This is a genomic window from Mesorhizobium sp. P160187 (genome assembly GCF_057766425.1).
Genome location: NZ_JBYMDX010000004.1, coordinates 87,850 through 104,637, shown reverse-complemented (window position 1 = coordinate 104,637; position 16,788 = coordinate 87,850). Strand labels below are relative to the sequence as shown.

Annotated in this window: 21 protein-coding genes; 11 read left to right on the top strand and 10 right to left on the bottom strand. The window is 63.7% G+C overall.

Annotated elements, in window-relative coordinates; genetic code table 11:
• Positions 1–8: 8 nt before the first annotated feature.
• From AC3CCE_RS17470 to AC3CCE_RS17445, 6 genes are read right to left on the bottom strand one after another with little or no spacing between them, the layout of a single operon-like run.
• Positions 9–1,619 carry an NTP transferase domain-containing protein gene (locus AC3CCE_RS17470; RefSeq protein ID WP_352624603.1) on the bottom strand — a complete coding sequence of 537 codons (1,611 nt, stop codon included), beginning with the start codon at positions 1,617–1,619 and terminating at the stop codon, positions 9–11.
• Positions 1,616–2,320: an XdhC family protein gene (locus tag AC3CCE_RS17465; RefSeq protein ID WP_023734543.1), complete on the bottom strand. Its 705-nt coding sequence runs from the start codon at positions 2,318–2,320 to the stop codon at positions 1,616–1,618. Before AC3CCE_RS17465 ends, AC3CCE_RS17470 begins: the two co-directional genes overlap by 4 nt.
• A gap of 2 nt (positions 2,321–2,322) precedes the next feature.
• Positions 2,323–2,661 carry an XdhC family protein gene (locus AC3CCE_RS17460; protein WP_023669077.1) on the bottom strand — a complete coding sequence of 113 codons (339 nt, stop codon included), beginning with the start codon at positions 2,659–2,661 and terminating at the stop codon, positions 2,323–2,325.
• A 59-nt stretch (positions 2,662–2,720) separates the two neighbouring features.
• Positions 2,721–3,965 carry a vWA domain-containing protein gene (locus AC3CCE_RS17455; protein ID WP_352624601.1) on the bottom strand — a complete coding sequence of 415 codons (1,245 nt, stop codon included), beginning with the start codon at positions 3,963–3,965 and terminating at the stop codon, positions 2,721–2,723.
• A gap of 5 nt (positions 3,966–3,970) precedes the next feature.
• Complete coding sequence (locus tag AC3CCE_RS17450) at positions 3,971–4,900, bottom strand: AAA family ATPase (protein WP_352511262.1); 930 nt, start codon at positions 4,898–4,900, stop codon at positions 3,971–3,973.
• Positions 4,897–5,424, bottom strand: a complete 528-nt coding sequence (locus AC3CCE_RS17445; protein ID WP_352511263.1) for a flavin reductase — start codon at positions 5,422–5,424, stop codon at positions 4,897–4,899. The genes AC3CCE_RS17450 and AC3CCE_RS17445 overlap by 4 nt, the downstream gene beginning before the upstream one ends.
• A gap of 180 nt (positions 5,425–5,604) precedes the next feature.
• Here AC3CCE_RS17445 and AC3CCE_RS17440 point away from each other — a divergent pair, with 180 nt between their 5' ends.
• Positions 5,605–6,681, top strand: a complete 1,077-nt coding sequence (locus AC3CCE_RS17440; protein ID WP_352511264.1) for a branched-chain amino acid ABC transporter substrate-binding protein — start codon at positions 5,605–5,607, stop codon at positions 6,679–6,681.
• A complete protein-coding gene (locus AC3CCE_RS17435; protein ID WP_352573665.1) occupies positions 6,681–7,700 on the top strand; it encodes a P1 family peptidase in 1,020 nt (339 codons plus the stop codon). The genes AC3CCE_RS17440 and AC3CCE_RS17435 overlap by 1 nt, the downstream gene beginning before the upstream one ends.
• A 7-nt stretch (positions 7,701–7,707) precedes the next feature.
• On the opposite strand, the gene AC3CCE_RS17430 is transcribed toward AC3CCE_RS17435, so the two are convergent.
• Positions 7,708–7,962 carry a DUF2171 domain-containing protein gene (locus AC3CCE_RS17430; protein WP_023669083.1) on the bottom strand — a complete coding sequence of 85 codons (255 nt, stop codon included), beginning with the start codon at positions 7,960–7,962 and terminating at the stop codon, positions 7,708–7,710.
• Positions 7,963–8,099: 137 nt separating this feature from the next.
• Here AC3CCE_RS17430 and AC3CCE_RS17425 point away from each other — a divergent pair, with 137 nt between their 5' ends.
• The 4 genes from AC3CCE_RS17425 to AC3CCE_RS17410 are packed head-to-tail and all read left to right on the top strand — an operon-like array spanning position 8,100 to position 11,444.
• The gene (locus tag AC3CCE_RS17425) at positions 8,100–8,825 is read left to right on the top strand and encodes a DUF2259 domain-containing protein (RefSeq protein ID WP_352511266.1); all 726 of its coding nucleotides are present in this window, start codon (positions 8,100–8,102) and stop codon (positions 8,823–8,825) included.
• Between the two features lie 56 nt (positions 8,826–8,881).
• Positions 8,882–9,346 carry a hypothetical protein gene (locus AC3CCE_RS17420; RefSeq protein WP_352511404.1) on the top strand — a complete coding sequence of 155 codons (465 nt, stop codon included), beginning with the start codon at positions 8,882–8,884 and terminating at the stop codon, positions 9,344–9,346.
• A 59-nt stretch (positions 9,347–9,405) separates the two neighbouring features.
• The gene (gene purB, locus AC3CCE_RS17415) at positions 9,406–10,707 is read left to right on the top strand and encodes an adenylosuccinate lyase (RefSeq protein WP_352624597.1); all 1,302 of its coding nucleotides are present in this window, start codon (positions 9,406–9,408) and stop codon (positions 10,705–10,707) included.
• An 8-nt stretch (positions 10,708–10,715) separates the two neighbouring features.
• Positions 10,716–11,444, top strand: coding sequence for a metallophosphoesterase family protein (locus AC3CCE_RS17410; protein WP_352511268.1), 729 nt, complete (start codon positions 10,716–10,718; stop codon positions 11,442–11,444).
• A 15-nt stretch (positions 11,445–11,459) separates the two neighbouring features.
• Here AC3CCE_RS17410 and AC3CCE_RS17405 read toward each other — a convergent pair whose 3' ends face one another.
• Positions 11,460–12,275 (bottom strand): VOC family protein, encoded by an 816-nt coding sequence (locus AC3CCE_RS17405; RefSeq protein ID WP_352624595.1) that lies wholly within the window; start codon positions 12,273–12,275, stop codon positions 11,460–11,462.
• 194 nt (positions 12,276–12,469) lie between these two features.
• Here AC3CCE_RS17405 and AC3CCE_RS17400 point away from each other — a divergent pair, with 194 nt between their 5' ends.
• The gene (locus AC3CCE_RS17400) at positions 12,470–13,024 is read left to right on the top strand and encodes an RBBP9/YdeN family alpha/beta hydrolase (RefSeq protein ID WP_352624593.1); all 555 of its coding nucleotides are present in this window, start codon (positions 12,470–12,472) and stop codon (positions 13,022–13,024) included.
• A 19-nt stretch (positions 13,025–13,043) separates the two neighbouring features.
• Here AC3CCE_RS17400 and AC3CCE_RS17395 read toward each other — a convergent pair whose 3' ends face one another.
• Positions 13,044–13,817 carry an HpcH/HpaI aldolase family protein gene (locus AC3CCE_RS17395; RefSeq protein ID WP_023690189.1) on the bottom strand — a complete coding sequence of 258 codons (774 nt, stop codon included), beginning with the start codon at positions 13,815–13,817 and terminating at the stop codon, positions 13,044–13,046.
• A 127-nt stretch (positions 13,818–13,944) separates the two neighbouring features.
• Positions 13,945–14,265 (bottom strand): DUF1476 domain-containing protein, encoded by a 321-nt coding sequence (locus AC3CCE_RS17390; RefSeq protein ID WP_023669091.1) that lies wholly within the window; start codon positions 14,263–14,265, stop codon positions 13,945–13,947.
• Between the two features lie 275 nt (positions 14,266–14,540).
• Here AC3CCE_RS17390 and purC point away from each other — a divergent pair, with 275 nt between their 5' ends.
• From purC to AC3CCE_RS17370, 4 genes are all read left to right on the top strand, one after another.
• Complete coding sequence (gene purC / locus AC3CCE_RS17385) at positions 14,541–15,335, top strand: phosphoribosylaminoimidazolesuccinocarboxamide synthase (RefSeq protein WP_013532127.1); 795 nt, start codon at positions 14,541–14,543, stop codon at positions 15,333–15,335.
• Positions 15,336–15,423: 88 nt separating this feature from the next.
• Complete coding sequence (gene purS / locus AC3CCE_RS17380) at positions 15,424–15,666, top strand: phosphoribosylformylglycinamidine synthase subunit PurS (RefSeq protein WP_023669092.1); 243 nt, start codon at positions 15,424–15,426, stop codon at positions 15,664–15,666.
• A 1-nt stretch (position 15,667) separates the two neighbouring features.
• On the top strand, positions 15,668–16,336 hold the full coding sequence (purQ, locus tag AC3CCE_RS17375) for a phosphoribosylformylglycinamidine synthase subunit PurQ (protein WP_023684888.1): 669 nt from the start codon (positions 15,668–15,670) through the stop codon (positions 16,334–16,336).
• 41 nt (positions 16,337–16,377) lie between these two features.
• Positions 16,378–16,788, top strand: a complete 411-nt coding sequence (locus AC3CCE_RS17370; RefSeq protein WP_352624590.1) for a hypothetical protein — start codon at positions 16,378–16,380, stop codon at positions 16,786–16,788.

Sequence of the window (16,788 nt, the reverse complement as noted above, 5' to 3'; positions counted from 1 at the left end):
TCGCTTTGTCAATCCTGCAGCACGCCGCCGGCGTCTTCCAGCGCCTCGCGGGTGTCGACATCGATCGACGCGCCGTCGCCGATCTCGACGTCGATGACATCCAGTCCCTCGGCCTCGACCAGATGGCGGGCGCCGGTGTCGCCCTCGAGGTGAGCGATGCCTCCAAACAGCGCGCGTGGCAGCAGCACCGGATTGCCGCGGCGGCCGTCATGGGCGGCACGCATCACTGAGCGGCCGCCGTCCCTACGGAAGGCCTCGATCAACCGGTCGAGATCGGCCGATGAGATACCCGGCATGTCGCCGAGGACGATCATGGCGCCGGCCGCCTCGGCTCCAACGCGGGCAATGCCGGCTTTTAGAGACGAGGACAGGCCGTCGGCAAAATCCGGATTGTCGGCGAAGATCACGTCGAGGCCGGTCAAGGCTTGGTGCACCCGCTCACGCTGGTGGCCGGTGACGACAACGGTGCTGGTTGCCTTCGAGGCCAGTGCGCGCTCGACTGTCCGGCGCACCAGCGGTTTGCCGTCGAACAGCGCCAGAAGCTTGTTCGGCCCGCCCATGCGGCTGGAGCGACCGGCGGCCAGAAGCACGATCTCGACCTTCAGCCCGGCTCTCGCCGGCAGCGGCTCGCGCGGCTGCGGCCGGGTCGGGATTTCCATCAAGAGGCCGCCAACGCCCATGCCGGCGATGTCCTTGGCGGTGACGTCGAGGCCGGCGATCAGCCTGTCGAGCACCCAATCGAAACCGTTCTCCTTGGGGCTGCGGGCGCAACCGGGCGCGCCGATGACGCGCTTGCCGTCGAGCGTGCCCAGCACCAGCAGATTGCCGGGATCGACGGGCATGCCCGCGCGGATCACCGTGCCACCTGCTGCCTCGATCGCCGCCGGAACGACATCGTTGAAATCGCTCATCGCCGAGGCGCCGAAGATCACCACCATGTCGTTGTCGCGCGCCAGCGCGGCCGCTGCCTCGGCTACACGCGCGATCTCGTGCGGCGTGCGGCGCTCCGTCGTCAGCCGACCGCCGGAGCGTGCCAGCCGGGCCTCGGTGACGCGCAGCGTTTTGTCGAGCACGCTGGGCTTGATGCCGGGCAGCATCGTCTGAATGACGCCGATGCGCACCGGATGGTAGGCGTTGACGGCGAAGATCTCGCCGCCGGCGCAGATCTTTGTCACCGCATCGACAAGGGCCGAGGCGACGGCGAACGGGATGATCTTGACCGTCGCCACCATCTGGCCTTGCTCGACCGGCGCGTGCTGCGCCAGCGTGGCAATGGTGATGGTCGGGTCGACCGTGTTGATAGCGTCGATCATAGCGGCATCGACGGTGAAGACACCGGCTGCCTTGGCATGGAGATTGACCCGGCCGGTCGCGGCGGGTTTTGCCTCGATGTTGCGATGGATCATGCTAGCGGCGATCTTTTCAGCCGCCGCATCTTCGCTCAGATCATCAGCGGCAAGCACCGCCGCGACAATTTCGGTAATGCCGGCTGCTTTCAGCGCCGCCACGTCCTGTGCGCTCAGCGTGTGCGCCTTGCGGAAACGTCGCTCACCCGCCGTGGTGGCATGCGCGAGCACCGCGCCTTCGGCCTGGTCGATTGGAACCGGACCGAATCTCACGCCGCAGCGCCTTTCGATTCCAGCCCGCGCGAGCGAAAGGCGTGGATCGTCTGCGCCAGGATGGCGACGGCGATCTCGGCCGGGCTCGCCGCGCCAATGTCGATACCGATCGGTGCGTGGATGCGGGCGATCTGGTCGGCGCTGGCGCCGAGCGCCAGCAGGCGCTCGACGCGCCTGGCGTGTGTTTTGCGGCTGCCGAGTGCGCCGACATAGAAACAGTTGGCGTCGAGCGCGGCCTTCAGTGCGAAATCGTCGATCTTCGGATCATGGGTGACGGCGGCGAGCGCCGTATAGCTGTCGAGCGGCTGGCGTTTCAGCACATCCTCCGGCCATTCGGCATGCAGGGCTACATCGGGAAAACGGTCCGGGGTGGCGAAGGCGGTGCGCGGATCGACGATCTCCAGGGGATAGCCGGCGATCCTGGCCATCGGCGCCAGCGCCTGACTGATATGGACGGCGCCGACTACCACCAGGCGCGGCTGCGGCAAATGCGCGTTGAGGAAGAAGGTGCGCCCTTCAGCCTCGACCGAACCCGAATTGCCGGTGCGGAAAGCCTTGGCGATCGCTTGCCCGAGATCGCCGGCAACCTGGTCGCCTTCTCGCACGATGCGGTCGCGGCCGTCGCCGAGATCGGTCACCAGGATCGCCGCACGGCGGGCACGGCGTTCGGCATTGAGGGCTTTGAGAGCGTAGGGATCCATGCCTAACCGAGCCGCTCCACATAGACCTTGATGCGGCCGCCGCAGGACAGGCCGACCTGCCAGGCGGTTTCGTCGGCAACGCCGAACTCCAGCATCTTCGCTTTCCCCGAGTCGATGACGTCCATCGCCTCGCTCACCACGGTACCCTCAACGCAGCCGCCCGAGACCGAGCCGTGAAAATTGCCTTCGGCGTCGATGACCAGATGACTGCCGGCCGGCCTCGGCGCCGAACCCCAGGTCTCGACCACAGTGGCGATGGCGACATCCTTGCCGTCCTTCATCCAGCCTTCCGCGATGATCAAGGGGTCGCGGGCCTCATCGAGATAGATGCTGTTGTCCATGATCGCTTGCCTCAAAGTCTGTTTTTCTCTGGGAGCCTGTTTTTCGGAATCCAATATGGCTATGCGGCGCGCCTGACACCAGCGTCCAGCCAGCGACGCGAATCGACCGAAGCGGCCGATTTCTTGTCCAGCGAGGCGCAGAGGTCGGCCAGCGCATCGAGATTGTGCACCGAGCGGAACTCGTCGACATGAGGCAGCATCGCTCTGACGCCGCGGGCCCGCGCCTCGAAGCCGCCAAAGCGCAGAAGCGGGTTGAGCCAGATCAGCCGCCGGCAGGATTTGTGCAGGCGATCCATTTCTTGCGACAGGCCGGAAACATCGTCGCGCTCCAAACCGTCGGTGATTAAAAGCACCACCGCGCCCTGCCCGAGCACGCGGCGTGACCAGTGCTTGTTGAACTCCGCCAGCGTATCGCCGATGCGGGTGCCGCCCGACCAGTCCTTGACCGCCGCCGAGCAGTCGGCAAGGGCGGCATCGGGGTCGCGATGGCGCATCTGCCGCGTGAGATTGGTCAGCCTCGTGCCGAAGACGAAGGTGTGCACGCGCCGCCGTTTTTCGGTCAGCGCATGCAGAAAGTGCAGGAAGATGCGCGTGTACTGGCTCATCGAACCGGAGATATCGGCGAGAACCACCAGCGGCGGATGCACTTCGCGGGCTGAGCGGAATTTCGGCAGGATCAGTTCGCCGCCGGTGCGCGCGGCCGAGCGCATCATGGCGCGTGGATCGATACGGCGGCCATGCAGGTCTGCCTTGAAGCGTCGGGTACGGACCATGTCGAACGGCAGCCGCAGCCGGGCAATCGCCTTCTTGGCGTCTGCCATCTCGTCGGCATTCATCTGGGCAAAATCCTTGCCGCGCAGCACTTCATTCCCGGAGAAGGTTAGCCGGGCGTCGACTTCGATCTCCGGGATTTCCCTGACCGGCCGATTCTTCTCGTGGCCTTCGAACATGGCCTGGCTGACGCGGTTTTCTGCCGCGCGCGGCTTTTGCTTCTCCCTGGTGTCAGGAGCCACCGGCGAGAACATCGCCAGAAGTTTCTCGATCAGCTCGCGCGATTTCCAGAACAGCCGGAAGGCTTCGTCGAAAACAGGGTGATCTTCGTGCCGCGACACAAGCACGGCATGCAGCGTCCAGTAGAAATCGTCGCGCGAACCGATGCCGGCGGCCAGCACCGCCTCGATCGCATCCTTGACCGAAGCCGGCCCGACGCGCATGCCCGCTTTGCGCAAGGTACGGGCGAAATAGACGATGTTGTCGGCGATGCGCCCGTCTTCCGTCGCCTCTCTGGGTTCGGGCGCCTTCACTTGCCCTACTCCGCCGCCGCCAGCTCGGCCTTGACCTCGTCGAGGATGCGCCGGCCCTCGCCCGCGCCGATGCGGGCAATGTCGTCCTGGTATTTCAGCAAAACGCCGATCGTGTCGGAGACGGTTTCGGGATCGAGCGCCACCTTGTCGAGTTCTGTCAGCGCGCCGGCCCAGTCGATGGTTTCGGCGACACCCGGCGCCTTGAACAGCTCGACCCGGCGCAGCTTCTGGATGAACGACACCACTTCCGCGGAAAGTCGGCTGTTGGCCTGCGGCACCTTGCGGCGCACGATCTCCAGCTCGCGCTCGGCATTGGGATAGTCGACCCAGTGATAGAGGCAGCGCCGCTTCAGCGCGTCGTGGATTTCGCGGGTGCGGTTGGTGGTGATGATGACGATCGGCGGCTCCTCGGCCTTGATCGTGCCGAGTTCGGGGACCGTCACCTGGAAGTCGGAGAGGATTTCGAGCAGGAACGCCTCGAACGCCTCGTCGGTGCGGTCGAGCTCATCGATCAGGAACACCGGGGCCGCACCCGCCTTGCCGGTCAGCGCATCGAGCACCGGGCGGCGGATCAGGTATTTTTCGGAGAACACGTTGCGTTCCATGTCGGAGCGGTCGACCTTGCCTGCCGCCTCCTCCATGCGGATTTCGATCATCTGCGCAGCGTAGTTCCACTCGTAGACGGCGGAGGAGACGTCGAGCCCTTCATAGCATTGCAGGCGGATCAGCCGGCGGCCGAGCGCCTGCGCCAGCACCTTGGCGATCTCGGTCTTGCCGACGCCGGCCTCGCCTTCAAGGAAGAGCGGCCGCTGCATGCGCAGCGACAGGAACAGCACCGTGGCCAGCGAGCGATCCGCGACATAGTCCGCGCCGGTCAGGAGATCGAGCGTTTCGTCGATCGTCCGCGGCACGGGGCGCGGTTTCAGCTCGGTCATTCTTTCTCCGTTGCCGCCTCTGCTCCGCTCTGCAGCACGTGGTAGTCGCGGGCGTGGTAGATCAGCGGCCGCAAATTATCGCCCATGCGCAGGCCTGTCACCTTGCCAAAAAGCACACGATGGGTGGCGAGATCCTTGGTGTCCATCAATTCGCAGTCGAAAACCGCAAGAGCGCCCTTCAGGGTAGGCGCGCCCGTCGATATGACGTCCCACTCGCCAAGCGCGAAACGCGCATCGGCCGACAGCCCGGTCAGGCCTGAAAACGCCACCGATAGCGGCTGCTGGTGCGAAGCCAGCGTGTTCAGCGCAAACCGGCCGTTTTGCACGAACAGCTCGTTCTTGGCATTCTCGCGGTTGAGACAGACGAGAACCGTCGGCGGCGTATCCGACACCGAACAGGCGGCAATCACCGTCGTGCCGCGTTTGCCGGCGGGCCCGTCGGTGGTCACCACATGGACGTGGCCGGCAAAATGCGCCATCGCGTCGCGATAGGCCTGAGGCCCTATGTCGTTCAACTTCAACACCGATGATTTTCCATAAGCGGGAACCCAAGGGTTATATATGGCGGCACACAATAGGCCACAAGCGAAGTGGTTGACGCCAATCCGCAAATTCCCGTGTTGCGCCTGGGGCGGGCAGCCTTTAGGTCTTGGCGGAAGAGACGCTGGAAGCATGCGACCGGCACGGAGGAATTCGTCGTCAGAATGCGACCCCTAACAGCTGTAATAGCGGCACTGCTCTGGCTGCTGCCGGCAAGCGCCGGCGCGCAGACTTTGCTTGTCGGCGTCGCCGCACCCCTGTCCGGTCCGTCGGCGATACTTGGCAAGCAGATCGAGGCGGGTGCTGCCCTGGCAGCAGAAGCCGACGGCGCCGAGATCAGGACGGTCGACGATGCCTGCACCGCCGATGGCGGGGCTGCCGCCGCCAGGGAATTCGCCGCTGCGAAGGTCGATATCGTCCTCGGCTTCCTCTGCACCGAGGCGATCCAGGCGGCGCTGCCGATCCTGAAGGACGCCAACATACCGGTCATCACCGTTGGCGTGCGCACCGAAAGCCTGACCGACCGCCGCGCCAAAACCGGCTGGCCGGTCTACCGGCTGGGCCCGCGCGGCGATGACGAGCGCAATGCGGTGGCCGCCATCCTGACCCGGCTGTGGCAGAGCGAATTGTTCGCCATCGTCGATGACGGCACCATCTATGGCCGCGAAATCGCCGAGACGCTGCGCGCAGCGGCCGAACAGGCGGCGCTGAAGCCGGTCTTCACAGACACCTTCCGGCCCCAGCTCGACAACCAGATCGGGCTGATCGGCCGGCTGAAGAAGGCGGGCGCTACGCATGTCTTTGCCGGTGGCGACGGCGACGACATCGCCATTATGGGCCGCGACGCCGGCCAGCTCGAGGCCGGCATCGTCTTTGCCGGCGGCGAGAATTTGCGCACGCCACCCGGCGATGTGCCTTACGCCGTCGGCACGCTGATGATCGCGCCGCCGGAATGGGCCGATGTCGCCGATCCCAAGGTGCTGGCGGCGTTTACGGCCAAAAACATCGCGCCGGATGGCTATGCCTTGCCGGCCTATGCGGCGGTGGAGATTGCCAAGGCGGCCTCGGCCTCGGCCGCGCCCGAGACCTCGGGCAAGGGGCTGGCCGACGCGCTAACCGGGCATGATTTCACCACCGCGATCGGCCCGCTGCGGTTCGACGACAAAGGCGATCTGAGCCAAAACCTCTATCGCGCCTTCCGCTTCGACGGGACGCGTTTCGTGCCGGCGGAGACGAATTGATGTTTCGCACCGGGCCGGGCAATCTGATCACCGATGTCGCCGGCCTGCGCGTCGGCAACGCGTCGGACGCCAAGCTGAAATCGGGCGTCACCACCGTATTGTGCGACGAACCGGCGGTCGGTGGCGTGCAGATCCTCGGCGGCGCGCCGGGTACGCGCGAGACCGACCTGCTCGAACCGCACAATTCCATCGAGGCGGTTCATGCCGTCGTGCTGTCGGGCGGCTCGGCCTTCGGCCTCGACGCCGCCTCCGGCGTTCAGGCAGCGCTGCGCGAAAAAGGCATTGGCGTCGATGTTGGCGGCTTTCGCGTGCCGATCGTGCCGGCGGCGATCCTGTTCGACCTGCGCAATGGCGGCGACAAGGATTGGGGCCGTTATCCTCCCTACCGCGACCTCGGCTACGAAGCCGCCCAGGCGGCAACAGTCGACTTTCCGCTCGGCACAATCGGCGCCGGCACCGGGGCGCTGAGTTCCGGGCTGAAGGGCGGCCTTGGCTCTGCCTCGACTGTGCTCGACAGGGGCGTCACCATCGGCGCGCTCGCCGCCGCCAACCCGACCGGCTCGGTAACGATCGCGCGGACCCGCTATTTCTGGGCGGCGCCATTCGAGATCGGGGATGAGTTCGGCGGGCTTGGCTATCCCTCGCCGATGCCGGACGACGCCAGGCGGATCCTGTTGAAATACCGCGACAAGCGTATCGGTGGACAAGCCGAGGCCGGTGGCAACACCACCATCGCCGTCATCGCCACCGACGCCGTGCTGACCAAGGCGGCAGCCAAGCGGCTGGCCATTTCAGCGCATGACGGCTTCGTGCGCGCCATCTGGCCCGTGCACACGCCGGCTGACGGCGATCTGGTGTTCGCGCTGGCGACGGGCAAGAGCGGCATAGAACTCAGCGCCGACGATGCCGTCGATTTCTTTGCCGCCGCCGGCGCCACCATGGCGCGCGCAATCAGCCGCGGCATCCATGCCGCGACGCCGGCCGAAGGCGATCTGTTTCCGGTGTGGTCGTCGCGCTGACTTTCAGTCAGGTCGGGTCGGACTCCTCTTCCTCGAAGCTGACCGCGACATCCGAATTCGCCGACAGCCACACTTTCTGGCCCTCGACCTCGGCAAGCAGGCTCAAGGGAATGTAGTGGTGATGCCCCTGATGGGCGCCCTCGCCGCTGTCGGCCTTGGTCAACTTGATCCGCTCGCCATCGACCCTGTCGACGGTGCCGATGTGAACGCCGTCGGCGCCGACCACTTCCATATGCTCGCGAATCTTGCTGGCCTCAGTCATGGGGTGTTCTCCTTTTGAAAACGATCGACGATAACAAACAGAGGCGAAATTGGATGCATCGCCTTTTGAATAGCACGATGTTTTGACCGTCTCGTGATAGGGAACGATCGAACCACGGCAGGCGGAGCGGAACCCCGATGCGAAATCTCGTCCTGATTGGCGTTTGCCTGCTGGTCCATCTGGCATCCGCCATGGCCGCCCGAGCGGGCGATGTCGCCGAGCTTGAAATCCTCGGCTTCAGCAAGGATGGCAGCGTCTTCGCCTTCGAGGAATATGGTGTGGCAGACGGTTCGAGCTTTCCCTATGCTAATCGCTACTACATCAACACCGCCGACGACACGTTCCTGAAGGGCACGCCAATCCGGGTCCGGCTGGAGGATGAGACCGCCTCGCTCGAGACGGCCCGTCAGCAAGCCAGGCAGAAGGGCGAAGCCGTCGTTGTGCAGGCCGAACTCACCGCAAACCGCGGCATCACCGCCGGCTTCAACCCGGTGACCGAATTGTCGGCCGACCCGTTCCGCATGGTGGTGAACCCACGGCCGATCTTTTCGCCGGTCGACCCGCCGCTGGAATTCCGGCTGGACGAGATCGGCATGAATGACACCGAAAGCTGCCAGAGCCAGGGCGAGGTCAACGGTTTTCGCCTGCTGCGGATCGAGGCCAGGGATGGCGGCCAGACCCATCTGCTGCATGAGGATAAATCGATCCCGAAAAGCCGTGGCTGCCCGAACGGCTACAGGATCGGCGCGGTGCAGACGTTCTCGATGGACAGCATCAGCGCCTATGCGGTGCTGATCGCAGTGCGCCAATACGGCTTCGAAGGACCGGATTTTCGCTGGATCGCCGTGACCGGACGCCTGTGACATCGCTCGATCAATCCAGTTGGCGCAAGCGCGCCGGAAATCGCGTCAGCCGCGCCATACCATCGACGGGCGCGGCGCTTGTCGGCGCCTTGCTGTGGGCGATGGCCATGGGCGCCAGCGCGCTGACCGGTCTTTGGCTCGACAATTGGGAGACCCCGGAAAAGATCCGCTTCGTCGTCCTGCTGTTTGCGACCGGCGCGGCATTGGCCTTTCCCGTCGGGTTGTTCGCGGCGCGGCTTGTCTCGCTCGACCGGCATTGGGAGGTGGCGTTCGCCGCCGCCTTCGTCTGCCTGCTTGCCACGACGCTCGCCTTCACCGGCGGGTTGTTTGCGCTGCAATACCGCTCCTACTATGCCGAATGGCACGCGGAGGCCTTCACCGCCCGGTGGGCGTTCGAACTGGTCTTCACCTCGCTGACGGCGCTCTACCAGTTCGTGGTGCTGGGTATCAGGCTCTATTTTCCGCTCGGATTCATCGCGCTTGCCGCCGCCAGCCTGTGGTTTGCACGCCAGCAGCGTTGAGCATTCGGTCCGCCTCTGATAGGAGGCGCACTTAACCACCGACATATCAGGACTGACGGATGATCCCTCGCTATTCCCGGCCGGAAATGGTCGCCATCTGGTCGCCGGAAACCCGCTTCCGCATCTGGTTCGAAATCGAGGCCCATGCCTGCGATGCGCTGGCTGAGCTCGGCGTCATCCCCAGGGAAGCCGCCAAGACCATCTGGGAAAAGGGCGGCGCCGCCCAATTCGGCGTCGGCAAGATCGACGAGATCGAGGCGGTCACCAAGCACGACGTCATCGCTTTCCTCACCCATCTCGCCGAATTCGTCGGGCCGGATGCGCGTTTCATCCACCAGGGCATGACCTCATCGGATGTTCTGGACACCTGCCTTGCGGTGCAGCTCAGCCGCGCCAGCGATATTTTGCTGGCCGACCTCGACGGCCTGCTCGCCGCGCTGAAGCGCCGGGCCTTCGAGCACAAGGACACCGTCACCATCGGCCGCAGCCACGGCATTCATGCCGAGCCGACCACTTTCGGCGTCAAGCTGGCGCAGGCCTATGCCGAGTTCTCACGCTGCCGCGAGCGGCTGGTGCACGCGCGAGAGGATATTGCCACCTGCGCCATATCGGGCGCGATCGGCACCTTCGCCAACATCGATCCCTATGTCGAAGAACATGTGGCGAAAAAGCTTGGGCTCAAGCCGGAGCCGGTGTCGACGCAGGTCATCCCTCGCGACCGCCATGCCATGTTCTTCGCCACGCTCGGCGTCATCGCCTCGTCGGTCGAGCGGCTGGCGACCGAGATCCGCCATCTGCAGCGCACCGAGGTGCTGGAAGCGGAAGAGTATTTTTCGCCGGGCCAGAAGGGCTCGTCGGCAATGCCGCACAAGCGCAACCCGGTGCTGACCGAAAACCTCACCGGCCTTGCCCGCATGGTGCGCTCCATGGCGCTGCCGGCGATGGAGAATGTGGCGCTCTGGCACGAGCGCGACATTTCGCATTCCTCGGTCGAGCGCATGATCGGCCCGGACGCCACGATAACACTCGATTTCGCGCTGTCGCGGTTGACCGGCGTCATCGACAAATTGCTGGTCTATCCCGACAACATGCTGAAGAACATGAACAAGTTCCGTGGCCTTGTGCATTCGCAGCGCGTGCTTTTGGCGCTGACGCAAGCCGGCGTCAGCCGCGAGGACGCCTACCGCCTGGTGCAGCGCAACGCCATGAAGGTATGGGAACATGGCGCTGATTTCCTTGAGGAATTGTTGGCGGACAAGGAAGTCATCGCAGCGCTACCCGAAGCCGAGATCCGCGAGAAATTCGACCTGGGCTATCACACCAAGCATGTCGACACGATCTTCAAGCGGGTTTTCGGATAGGATCTTCCATGCGGCTGGCTGTCCTTTCCGACATCCATGGGAATCTGCGCGCGCTTGAGGCGGTTCATGCGCAGATCAAAGACGCTTCTCCCGACATAATCGTCAATCTGGGCGATTGTCTTTCCGGGCCGCTATGGCCGGAAGAAACTGCGCAATATCTAATTGCACAGAATTGGCCGACCGTGCGCGGCAATCACGACCGTGTGCTGGTCGAGCCGCCTGCTTCCGGGTTGGAAGACGTCGATGCTTTCACCCACCAATGCCTGTCCCAGGCATCATTGACCTGGCTCTCGGCATTGCCGGTCACCCTGTCGCCTGCCCAGGACATCCTGCTTTGCCATGGCAGCCCGAGTGACGACAACGTGTTCCTGCTCGAGGAAGATGGAGGCAGCCACTTCCACCCGTCCAATGAAAAGCAGATCAGGCACAAGCTGGGCAGCGCCGGCGCCGGGCTGACCTTGTGCGGCCATACACATACGCCGCGCGCTGTGCGCTTGTCGGACAACCGGACAATCCTCAATCCCGGCAGTGTCGGCGTCCAGGCATTCCCAGGTTTGACTGTGACCGGCAGTCCGGATGCCCGCTATGCCCTTGCCACGCGCAAGGACAGACAATGGTCGTTTAGCCATCATACGGTCAGCTATGACTGGACCGAAGCATCCGGCCGCGCCACGGCGACCGGATTCGACAGCTGGGCGCATGGGCTGCTGACGGGCTACGCCGCCAATTCCTTGTAAGAACCGAGCAGACGCTCAGCCTGGGGCGCCTGGCACGGTGCGGATCACCGTGCCCCACGGATCTTCCCGTGTGATGTCAGCGGTTGTCTTGTCCGAGCGCATCTCGACCCAGGCCAGCCCTGAGCGGGACGGATCGCGGCGCCCGGCGCCCGCGCTGTGCCACGAATTGCCACCGATATGATGGTGGTAGCCTCCCGACGACAGGAACACCGCCTGCCCTCCATACTTAGCGACCGTGTCGAAGCCAAATTCGTCGTGCCACCAGGCCTCGGCATCTTCCGGCCGGCCGACGCGCAGATGGACATGGCCGACAATGCTGTTTTGCGGCGCGCCCTGCCAGCCGGCGTCACCGGCCGGCACGCTGCCAACCACGGCAGCCAGGTTCAGCCGCTCGGTCGCCATGGCGATCTTGTCGCCGTTCCACTTCCACTCCTGCGGCAGACGGTCCCTATAGATTTCAATGCCGTTGCCTTCGGGGTCGGTCAGGTAGAGAGCCTCGCTGACCAGATGGTCGGAGGCGCCCTCGATGCGGATTTTGTTGGCGGCGGCATGGTTTATCCAACGGCCGAGATCGGCGCGGCTGGGCAGAAGGAAAGCGGTGTGGAAAAGGCCGGCGCTGCGCGGATCGTCGGGCTTGGCCGCTGCGTCAGGCTCGATCACCAGCAGCGGGCGCTCGGCAGCGCCCAGCGTGATGGCGCCATCGGCGCGGCTCAATTCCTGCAGGCCGACAACAGCCCGGTAGTAATCGGCAAGTCCTTCGGCGTCGCGCGCCTTCAGGCCCACGCGTGACACGCTGACGGGGGTCGTCGCGGCAAAAGGCAGTTCGCTCATAAAACTCTCCGTTCAGCGCGTTATCCCTAGGGCGCGCACCAGCCTATTCTGTTGTCCATCTCTCCCCGCCTCAAATCGTCGATCCCGATCGTTCACACAAGATGGAAAGAATCGAACAGGTTGTTCACGATTGTGATGCACCGCATGCGTCAGCGCGGGTTGCACGAGACACGGTCGCTCGCTATCTCAGCGCCATGAAAGTCAAAGACGCAGATATTCTGATCGTGCCGGGCTACACCAATTCCGGCCCCGAACACTGGCAGACACGCTGGCAATCGAAACTGTCGACGGCGCGTCGGGTCGAACAGGCGGAGTGGTCGAAGCCGGTGCGCGAGGACTGGACGACGAGCGTGGCGAACGCTGTCAACGAGGCCGAGCGGCCGGTGGTGATCGTTGCCCATTCGCTCGGTGTGGCGGCCGCGGTGCAGGCCATTCCGCAGTTCAGGAAGCCGGTCGCCGGCGCGTTTTTTGTCGCACCGCCCGACGTCGCCAACCCGGAGATAAGGCCGCGTCACCTGATGACCTTTGGCCCCTATGCGCGCAAACCGCTGCCCTTCCCGTCCATCGTCATCGCCAGCCGCAACGATCCGTTCTGCGCCTTCGAGGTTGCCGAGGGCATTGCCGCTGCCTGGGGTTCGCTGTTCATCGATGCCGGCGAAACCGGTCACCTCAATGAGGATGCCGGCTTCGGCCCGTGGCCGGAAGGGTCGATGACCTTCGCCAAGTTCCTGACCGACCTCAAGGCCTGACCGGGCAAGGCACCACGCCTCAGCCCTTGATCGAATCGTTCATGCTTTTGATGAGTGTCTTTGCGCCGAGCGAAATCAGCGCATGGTCCGAGCCCATCGCCAGCAGCCGGTAGCCCATCGCCACGACGCGGCCGGCAATCGCCGGCTCAACGACGTAGATTGCCGCATGCTTGCCCGCCTTGCGCGTCCGCTCGGCGATGGAGGTGACGGTTTCCATCATGCTTTCCAGCGTCGAATTGACGGTGGCGCCATTCGACCAGGCGATGGAGAAATCCGATGGGCCGAGGAAGATGCCGTCAATGCCCGGCGTGTCGAGGATGCCGTCCAGCGCATCGAGTGCGGCGCGCGTTTCGACCATGGCAAAGGCCATGGTGCGTTGATTGGTGTCGCGCAGCCATTCGGCGTGGTCGCCTTTGCCATGGCGCGGAAAAGCATAGGTCGGGCCCCAGGAGCGCTCGCCCATCGGCGGATATTTCATCGCCGCGGCAAAGAGTTTTGCATCGGCCACCGAATTCACCATCGGTGCAATCACCGCCTCGGCACCGAAATCGAGGGCGCGGCTGGCCATGTCGAAGCGGCCGACCGGAATGCGCACTAGCGCCGGCTTGTTGGCGGCCAGCACCGGCACCAGCCCGCGCAGGACCGAGTCCTCGTGGTGTCCGCCATGCTGCATATCGAGGGTGACGGCGTCAAAACCCTGCTTGGCGATGATTTCGACCGTCAAAGCGTCCGGAACGCCGGACCAGGCGGTGAACAGCGTTTCATCCGCCGCCAGGCGTGACTTCAGGGACATGGTGCTTTCCTCGTTGGGTAGAGCCTTGTAACAGGCCCACGCACAGTTTCAGCCGGAAAAAGGCTGAAAAGGCAAAGAAAAACCGCCCGGCTGGACCGGGCGGTCGATTGGTCCAGCGCTACTCGCTCTAGGTGTTCTTGATCTGCTCGATCGCCTGCGCCATCAGTTCGTCCATGGTGCGGCGGATCTGGTGATCCGACTGGTCGACGCCGGCGGCGTCGAAATCCTTGCGGATCTTGCGGAATACGTCGTGATCGCCGGCTTCCTCGATATCGGAAACCACAACTTCCTTGGCATAGGCGTCGGCGTCAGTGCCGGACTTGCCCAGCTTTTCGGCTGCCCACAGGCCAAGCGCCTTGTTGCGGCGTGCCGAAGCCTTGAAGCGAAGTTCTTCGTCGAAGGCGAATTTGCGCTCAAAACCCTCTTCGCGGTCTTTCATGCTGCTCATGGCTTCCCTCCGATGAAATCGATTCGCGTTGGTGATGGATATGTGTGCTGCCGCAGCACAAACCAAAAGGGCGCGGGCCGGTCAATATGCTACATCGCTTGCTGCGCTGCGGCATTTCATTCCTGAAAGCGGTCGATGGAAAGGATTTGCCGATTGAGCAAACGCTGTGATTGGGATAGACCCGGCATTGAACCCCACCCGTCGCCGCACCAATTTAGGCAGACGGACAGGAACTGGTCGCTTGCCGCCTGCCCGCAAATCCAGAGAAAAATCAGATGAAAAATCGCCGCCGCATTTATGAAGGCAAGGCCAAGATCCTCTATGAGGGACCGGAACCGGGCACACTTATCCAGTTCTTCAAGGATGATGCGACCGCATTCAACAAGAAGAAACATGAGGTCATCGACGGCAAGGGTGTGCTCAACAACCGCATTTCCGAGTACATCTTCAACCATCTGAACCGCATGGGCATTCCGACCCACTTCATCCGCCGGCTCAACATGCGCGAGCAGTTGATCAAGGAAGTCGAGATCATTCCGCTCGAAGTGGTGGTGCGCAATGTCGCCGCCGGCTCGCTGTCCAAGCGCCTCGGCATCGAGGAAGGCACCGTTCTGCCGCGCTCGATCATCGAATTCTATTATAAGGCCGATGCGCTCGACGATCCGATGGTGTCGGAAGAGCACATCACCGCTTTCGGCTGGGCAAGCCCGCAGGAGATCGACGACGTCATGGCGCTGGCCATCCGCGTCAACGACTTCCTCTCCGGCCTGTTCATGGGTGTCGGCATCCAACTCGTGGATTTCAAGATCGAATGCGGCCGCCTGTTCGAGGGCGACATGATGCGCATCGTCGTTGCCGACGAGATCTCGCCGGATTCGTGCCGGCTGTGGGACGTGGCAACGCAGGACAAGCTCGACAAGGACCGTTTCCGCCGCGATATGGGCGGCCTCGTCGAAGCCTATCAGGAAGTTGCCCGCCGCCTTGGCATCATGAACGAGAACGAGCCGCCGCGCCCGACCGGCCCGGTGCTCGTCGCCTCGACCGACGGCCTCAAAGGCAAGCCGCACTAAGTCTTCATTTCTTGACGCAATTCCGGACGGAAAACCGCTTCACACTTTTCCTGGAATTGCTAAGTCTTCGAACAGGAACCTGTCCAGCATGATCAAGGCCCGCATCACCGTCACCCTCAAGAACGGCGTGCTCGACCCGCAGGGAAAAGCCATAGAGCACGCTCTGTCCGGACTGGGGTTCGGCGGCGTCGGCCAGGTGCGGCAGGGCAAGGTCTTCGACCTCGAGCTCTCAGAGACCGACAAGGCCAAGGCTGAAGCCGATCTGAAAGCCATGTGCGACAAGCTGCTGGCGAATACGGTGATCGAGAATTACGCGGTGGAGATCGCTTGATATGAAATCAGCTGTCGTTCTTCTCCCCGGCCTCAACCGCGACCGCGACATGATTGCGGCGCTGACCAAGATTTCCGGGCAGGCGCCGGCGACCGTCTGGCAGACCGACACCGAAATCCCCGATGTCGACCTGATCGCCATTCCCGGCGGCTTCTCGTTCGGCGATTATCTGCGCTGCGGCGCGATTGCCGCGCGGATGCCGGTAATGCGGGCAGTCGCTGAAAAGGCCGCCAAGGGCGTCATGGTCATTGGCGTCTGCAACGGGTTCCAGATTCTGGTCGAGGCCGGCCTGCTGCCCGGCGCGCTGATGCGCAATGCTTCGCTGAAATTCGTTTGCCGTGAGGTGAAGCTGCAGATCGCCAACGCCAACACCATGTTCACCCGCCGCTATCAGCCGGGCCAAATCATCCGCACGCCGGTTGCGCATCATGACGGCAATTATTTCGCCGATGCCGACACGCTTGCGCGCCTCGAGGGCGAAGGACAGGTTGTGTTCCGCTATGCCGAAGGCACCAATCCCAATGGCTCGATCAACGACATTGCCGGCATCATCAGCGAGAAGGGCAATGTGCTCGGCCTGATGCCGCATCCGGAAAACCTGATCGAGGCCGCGCATGGCGGCAGTGACGGCCGGGCGCTGTTCGAAGGCGCACTCGGCATCGCCGCCTGATATCTCTTCGAATTCCTTTCAAAACGCGGGGGCGGTTGACCATGAGACTGACGATTGTTCGCCTAGGTCCCCTGGCTGCTGCCGGCTTGGCGTTGGCGTCCTGCCAGTCCAGCCCGAAGAGCGCGCCGGTCCCCACGGGCAAGAGCGCTTCGCTGCTGGCCATGGAACAGGTAGCGATATCGGCCCACAAATGCTGGATCGCCAGCAAGGATCCCGCCTTCAAATCCTATCAGATGGCCAATGAGCTGAATTCGTTCAGCGGCACGCCCCGCTTCCTGCTGGTGCCGGCCAAGCATTATGGCGGCAAGCCGCTGCTGGTCGTCCAGTCGCAAGGCAATTCCAGCCGCGTCGACGTGTTCGGTCCGCTGATGGACGATCCGCTCGGCGCGCGCATCGGATCCGACATTGCGCGCTGGCAAACGGGCAACCCCTCCTGCAACGCGGCCGCCTGA

What these genes read in the sequence shown, in the direction of transcription:
- AC3CCE_RS17465 (WP_023734543.1), bottom strand. Translation starts at nt 2,320, where the DNA reads ATGGATCCCTACGCTCTCAAAGCCCTCAATGCCGAACGCCGTGCCCGC.
- AC3CCE_RS17460 (WP_023669077.1), bottom strand. Translation starts at nt 2,661, where the DNA reads ATGGACAACAGCATCTATCTCGATGAGGCCCGCGACCCCTTGATCATC.
- AC3CCE_RS17450 (WP_352511262.1), bottom strand. Translation starts at nt 4,900, where the DNA reads ATGACCGAGCTGAAACCGCGCCCCGTGCCGCGGACGATCGACGAAACG.
- AC3CCE_RS17440 (WP_352511264.1), top strand. Translation starts at nt 5,605, where the DNA reads ATGCGACCCCTAACAGCTGTAATAGCGGCACTGCTCTGGCTGCTGCCG.
- AC3CCE_RS17435 (WP_352573665.1), top strand. Translation starts at nt 6,681, where the DNA reads ATGTTTCGCACCGGGCCGGGCAATCTGATCACCGATGTCGCCGGCCTG.
- AC3CCE_RS17430 (WP_023669083.1), bottom strand. Translation starts at nt 7,962, where the DNA reads ATGACTGAGGCCAGCAAGATTCGCGAGCATATGGAAGTGGTCGGCGCC.
- AC3CCE_RS17425 (WP_352511266.1), top strand. Translation starts at nt 8,100, where the DNA reads ATGCGAAATCTCGTCCTGATTGGCGTTTGCCTGCTGGTCCATCTGGCA.
- purB (WP_352624597.1), top strand. Translation starts at nt 9,406, where the DNA reads ATGATCCCTCGCTATTCCCGGCCGGAAATGGTCGCCATCTGGTCGCCG.
- AC3CCE_RS17410 (WP_352511268.1), top strand. Translation starts at nt 10,716, where the DNA reads ATGCGGCTGGCTGTCCTTTCCGACATCCATGGGAATCTGCGCGCGCTT.
- AC3CCE_RS17405 (WP_352624595.1), bottom strand. Translation starts at nt 12,275, where the DNA reads ATGAGCGAACTGCCTTTTGCCGCGACGACCCCCGTCAGCGTGTCACGC.
- AC3CCE_RS17400 (WP_352624593.1), top strand. Translation starts at nt 12,470, where the DNA reads ATGAAAGTCAAAGACGCAGATATTCTGATCGTGCCGGGCTACACCAAT.
- AC3CCE_RS17395 (WP_023690189.1), bottom strand. Translation starts at nt 13,817, where the DNA reads ATGTCCCTGAAGTCACGCCTGGCGGCGGATGAAACGCTGTTCACCGCC.
- AC3CCE_RS17390 (WP_023669091.1), bottom strand. Translation starts at nt 14,265, where the DNA reads ATGAGCAGCATGAAAGACCGCGAAGAGGGTTTTGAGCGCAAATTCGCC.
- purC (WP_013532127.1), top strand. Translation starts at nt 14,541, where the DNA reads ATGAAAAATCGCCGCCGCATTTATGAAGGCAAGGCCAAGATCCTCTAT.
- purS (WP_023669092.1), top strand. Translation starts at nt 15,424, where the DNA reads ATGATCAAGGCCCGCATCACCGTCACCCTCAAGAACGGCGTGCTCGAC.
- purQ (WP_023684888.1), top strand. Translation starts at nt 15,668, where the DNA reads ATGAAATCAGCTGTCGTTCTTCTCCCCGGCCTCAACCGCGACCGCGAC.
- AC3CCE_RS17370 (WP_352624590.1), top strand. Translation starts at nt 16,378, where the DNA reads ATGAGACTGACGATTGTTCGCCTAGGTCCCCTGGCTGCTGCCGGCTTG.